At 78.0% G+C, this 2348-nt stretch carries 3 protein-coding genes; 2 read left to right on the top strand and 1 reads right to left on the bottom strand.

The genetic code is table 11. The features are described from left to right. The coding region (gene pcaG, locus ACJA3G_RS35350; RefSeq protein WP_406557121.1) for a protocatechuate 3,4-dioxygenase subunit alpha at nucleotides 1–505 on the top strand (505 nt) is incomplete at its 5' end. Continuing rightward, nucleotides 492–1637 carry a 3-oxoadipate enol-lactonase gene (gene pcaD, locus ACJA3G_RS35345; RefSeq protein WP_406557120.1) on the top strand — a complete coding sequence of 382 codons (1146 nt, stop codon included), beginning with the start codon at nucleotides 492–494 and terminating at the stop codon, nucleotides 1635–1637. The genes pcaG and pcaD, both read left to right, overlap by 14 nt. Before the next feature lie 7 nt (nucleotides 1638–1644). Here pcaD and ACJA3G_RS35340 read toward each other — a convergent pair. Continuing rightward, the coding region (locus tag ACJA3G_RS35340; protein WP_406557119.1) for a hypothetical protein at nucleotides 1645–2348 on the bottom strand (704 nt) is incomplete at its 5' end.

Genomic DNA, 2348 nt, shown 5'->3' with positions numbered 1-2348 from the left:
CTCCCAGACCATCGGCCCCTTCTACGGCCACGCCCTTCCCTTCCCGGGCGGCGCCGCCATCGCCCCGCCCGGCCACCCGGACACCCTCACGCTCCACGGCCATGTCTACGACGGCGAGGACGCGCCCGTCCCCGACGCCCTCCTGGAGTTCTGGCAGCCCGGGCCCGACGGCTCGCGTACCGGGAGGCCCGGCTCGCTCGGCCGCAACGGCGTCGACTTCACCGGCTTCGGCCGGGTCCCCACGGACGCGGCGGGCCACTGGACCCTGCGCACCCTGGCGCCCGGCGGAGTCCCCTACCTCTGCGTCGCGGTCTTCGCCCGGGGCCTGCTCCACCACCTGTTCACCCGGGTGTATCTGACCGGGGCGCCGGACCCGCTGCTCGACTCCCTGGAGCCGGAGCTGCGCCGCACGCTGCTGGCGGTGCCCGACCCCGGGGCGGGCGGCCACCGCTTCGACATCCACCTCCAGGGCGCGAAGGAGACGGTGTTCCTTGAACTCCGCTGACCGGGGGGACGCCGGTCTCCTCCACCACCGCTGCGAAGGCCCGGCGGCCGGCCCGGTGCTCCTGCTCGGGCCCGCCCTCGGCACGTCCACCGCCGTGTGGGACGGCGTCGCCCCCGGACTCGCCGCCACCCACCGGGTGGTCCGCTGGGACCTGCCCGGCCACGGCGGCTCGCCCGCCACCCCGGTCGGCGCCGGCGCCGGCGTCGGGGACTTCGCCCGGCTGGTGCTGCGCCTCGCCGACGCGCTGGGCGTCCGCGGCTTCTCGTACGCGGGGGTCTCGCTCGGCGGGGCCGTCGGGATGTGGATCGCCGCGCACCACCCGGACCGGGTGGACCGGCTCGCGGTGGTGTGCGCCTCGGCGGACTTCGGTGGCCGCGAACCATGGCACGAGCGTGCCGCCGTCGTCCGCCGGGAGGGGATGGAGCCGGTCGCGGCGGGCGCCGCCGGGCGCTGGTTCACCTCCGGCTTCGAGGTACCCGGACCCCTGGCCGACCTGCGCGCCACCGACCCGCGCGGCTACGCGGCGGCCTGCGACGCGCTGGCCGGGTTCGATCTGCGGACGGAGCTGAAGAAGATCGCGGCGCCGACGCTCGTCGTCGCCGGGCGGGCCGACCCGGTCACCCCGCCCGCGCACGCGCGGGAACTCGCCGACGCGGTGCCGGGCGCCTCGCTCGTCGAGATCGCGGGCGCCTCGCACCTGGCGCCGGTGGAGCGCCCCGAGGCCGTACTGGCCGCGCTGCGCGGCCACTTCGCGCCGCCCGCGCCCGGGGGCGCCGCGATCCGCCGCGAGGTCCTCGGGGACGCCCATGTCGACCGGGCCGAGGCCCGCACCGACGCCTTCACCACGCGCTTCCAGGACCTCGTCACCCGGTACGCCTGGGGCGAGGTCTGGGGCGACCCGACCCTGACCCGGCGCGAGCGCAGCCTGATCACGCTGACCGCGCTGGTGGCCCGCGGGCACTGGGACGAGCTCGCCCTGCATGTGCGGGCCGCGCGGCGCGGCGGACTCACCCCCGACGAGATCGGCGCGGCCCTGCTCCAGACCGCGGTCTACTGCGGGGTGCCCGCCGCCAACTCCGCCTTCGCCGTGGCCCAGCGGGTGCTGGCCGAGCCCACGGCGCAGGCGGAGTGAGGGGCCGTCAGCCCCGGGGGACGTGCGCGGGACGGCCCCGGCCGCGGGTCAGCACGTACCCTCCGACGCCGGCGAGGGCCGCGAGGACCCCGCCGAGCGCCGTCCAGATCCAGCGGTCGGTCCACCAGCCGGACGACCAGCCGTCCTCCGGCTCGGTCTTCGGGCCGCCCGCGCCCAGCGGCGTGGACAGGCTGCCGTCCACGGCGTGCGAGCCGCCCGCCTTCACCGTGCGGGGCGTCATCTCCGCCCTGACGGGCAGACCCCGCTCGGAGGCGGGCAGCCCGACGGCGGTCAGCCGCACGTAGTAGCTGCCCGGCAGCGGGGCGTCGGCCCACGCGTCCGCCCAGGCCACCACCGGCCGCAGGGTGCACGAGAGCGTCACGGCGGTGGCGTCGGGCGCGGCCGTGCGGGACTGCGCCCCGTACATGCACGGCTGGCGGCGGCGCAGCCCGTCGTACACGTCGATCCGCCAGGTCGTCGCGGCCTGGCGGCCGGACGACGGCAGCGTCACCGTGGCGTCGACGGTGGGGCGCTGCCCCGCGTCGGCGGGGAAGACCCAGTACAGGTAGTCACCGCTGGAGGCGGTCGCCGTGGCCTGCTGGCCCTGCTTGACCGGTGTCGCGGTACGGAAGGTGGTGCCCGCCTGGGTCGGCGCGCCGCCGGACTTGCCCGGCGCGGGCGACGGGGTGTCGGCCAGGGCGGGGGCCGCGG

It is taken from the genome of Streptomyces sp. YS-3 (assembly GCF_045257485.1).
In the GTDB taxonomy this organism is placed as follows: domain Bacteria; phylum Actinomycetota; class Actinomycetes; order Streptomycetales; family Streptomycetaceae; genus Streptomyces.
This window is presented reverse-complemented; position numbering and strand designations above follow the sequence as displayed.